Raw genomic sequence first — 2,591 nt, 5'->3', positions numbered from 1 at the left:
TCAAGCCCGACGACTTCGGCATCCACCCCGCACTCCTGGACGCCGCCCTGCACACCCTCATGGGCATACGCCAGGAGCCGGAAGGCAGTGCCGAGAAGCCCGTGTTCCTGCCGTTCGAGTGGACCGGTGTCGAGCTCCACGCGTCCGGCGCCACCGAACTGCGCATACGCATCGATCTCGATGAGGCGGGCACCAACGCTCGCATCCGGGTGGCCGACCCGGCCGGCCAGCCCGTCGCTCAGGTGCGGGGCCTGGCCATCCGCGAGGCCACCGCAGAGCAGATCCGGGCGGGCGAGTCGGTCGAGCACCTCTACCGCGTCGAATTCCGTACGCCGCGCGTCACACAGGAGACGGCGGCGGACGGCATATGGGTCCTCGGCGACAAGGCCGAGGCATTCGAAATCCTGGAGGCCGACCATGTGGCTGATGTGGATGCACTGCTTGCCCATCTCGATGACGGGCGGCAGGCGCCCGCTCGACTGGCCGTGGATGCGACGGCAGCGACAGCGCCGGCAGATGGTGAAACCGCTCGTGCCACGCAGGAGCTGACCGCTTCCGCACTGGGCACGATCCAACGTCTCCTTGGTGAACCCCGCTTGGAGGCAACGGAGTTGATATGGATCACACGCTCGGCCGTGGGGGCGGACAATGACGTTCGCGACCTGGCGCACTCACCGCTGTGGGGCCTGCTCCGCTCGGCGCGCAACGAGAACGCCGAGCGTGTGATCCGCCTCATTGACCTCGGGACGGCGAACACGGACGACGCTGCGCTGCCTGGGGCGGTCGCCTTGACGGGCGAGCCGGAGATCGCGATCCGTGACGGCGAGATCCTGGCCGCACGGCTCGTCCGGACGACTAATGAAGACCTCGCCGAACCGGGGCGGCGGCAGCCGGTCGCGGAACCGCTCGACCCCGACGGTTCGGTACTGATCACGGGCGGCACGGGCGAGCTGGGCCGTGCCGTGGCCGGACATCTGGTGCGTACCCACGGCGTACGGCACCTGGTACTGACCTCGCGGCGTGGACTGGAGGCACCGGGAGCGGTGGAGCTGGTCGAGGAGCTGACCGCCGCCGGCGCCGCGAGCGTCCAGGTGTTGGCCTGCGACGTGAGCCGTCGCGAGGACGTCGCCACGGCTCTCGCGACCGCCGACGCGCGGCACCCCTGGACCGGTGTGTTCCACCTTGCGGGAGTGCTGGACGACGGACTGCTGAAAACCCAGGATGCCGAACGGTTGAACAGGGTGCTGGCGCCGAAGGCCGGTGGCGCCCTCCATCTGCACGAGTTGACGAAGGACCTGGGCCTGGCGGCCTTCGTCCTGTTCTCGTCGGCCGCGGGAGTCCTGGGCGGCGCCGGGCAGAGCAACTACGCCGCCGCGAACGCCTTCCTCGACGTACTCGCCGCCCGGCGGCGTGCGGACGGCCTGCCGGGGGTCAGCCTGTCGTGGGGGCTGTGGCAGCAAGCCGGAATCGGCCTGACCGCAGGGCTCGGACAGGCCGAACTGGCACGCATGCGACGTCGCGGTATCGGTGCGCTGAGAGAGAAGCAGGGCCTGGCCGCTCTCGACGCCGCATTGACGCAGCCGTATCCGCACCTGGTGCCGGTGAAGCTCGAACTCGCCTCCCTCCAAAGGGAGTCGGACAACGGCGGTGAGGTCCCCGTACTGCTGCGGAACCTGCTGCGGCCTCCGCGCAAGCGGGCCGGGGGGTCCGGCGGCACCCCCTCCGGGCTGCGCGAACGGCTGCTGACACTGCCGGAGGACGAGCGGAGTGTTCATCTCGCCCGCCTTGTGCAGCAGGAGGCAGCCACTGTCCTCGGCGCGTCCGGGGCGGACGGCATCGGAGCCCACCAGGTCCTCAAGGAGCTGGGCATGGACTCCCTGATGGCGGTCGAGCTGCGCCGCCGTCTCTCGGCTGAGTCCGGGGTGTCCCTGCCCTCGACCCTGGCCTTCGACTACCCGACCCCCACCGCCATCGCGGCGTTGCTCCTCGACAAGCTGGCCATCGGCTCCGGAAGCCCGGCCGGCGGAGGGCGGGGGGTCACCCGCGCACAGATCGACAGCCTGGTGGAGCTGCTGCGCTCCGCTACGCCGGCACAGCTCGACGAGCCGGGCCTCACGGTCGGCCTGCTGGCTCTGCGGGACGGCCTGGCTAGGACCGTCGCTGCCGCCGACGAGCAACCCGAACCGGAAGCCGAGCTCGACACCGGCAGTACGGATGACCTTCTTCAGTTCCTGGATCGCAAGCTTGGAGTGAGCGAATGAGCGCGTCCGAAGTCGAGAAGCTCGAAAAGCTCGAGGCGTATCTGCGGCGAACGGCGAACGCGCTCGTCGAGACGGAGAAGGAACTCACCGCCGAACGTGCGGCACGCACCGAGCCGATTGCCGTGGTGTCGATGGCGTGCCGTCTTCCGGGCGGGATCGATACGCCGGAGGCGTTCTGGGAGTTGCTGTCGACCGGTGGGGATGCGGTGGGTGGTCTGCCGTCGCGGTGGGACGGCCTGGGCGTGTACGACTCGGATCCTGAGGCCGTCGGCAAGAGCTATGCCCGTGAGGGCGGCTTCATCGAGGGGGTCGAGGGCTTCGATGCTTCCT

The 2,591-nt window shown here is 69.7% G+C and carries 2 protein-coding genes; both read left to right on the top strand.

The features are described from left to right. The coding region (locus E6R60_RS36360) for a type I polyketide synthase (protein WP_136331005.1) at positions 1-2,261 on the top strand (2,261 nt) is incomplete at its 5' end. Beyond that, the coding region (locus E6R60_RS36355) for a beta-ketoacyl synthase N-terminal-like domain-containing protein (RefSeq protein WP_276614127.1) at positions 2,258-2,591 on the top strand (334 nt) is incomplete at its 3' end. The genes E6R60_RS36360 and E6R60_RS36355, both read left to right, overlap by 4 nt.

Source organism: Streptomyces sp. A0642, assembly GCF_004795105.1.
Lineage (GTDB): Bacteria > Actinomycetota > Actinomycetes > Streptomycetales > Streptomycetaceae > Streptomyces.
This window is presented reverse-complemented; position numbering and strand designations above follow the sequence as displayed.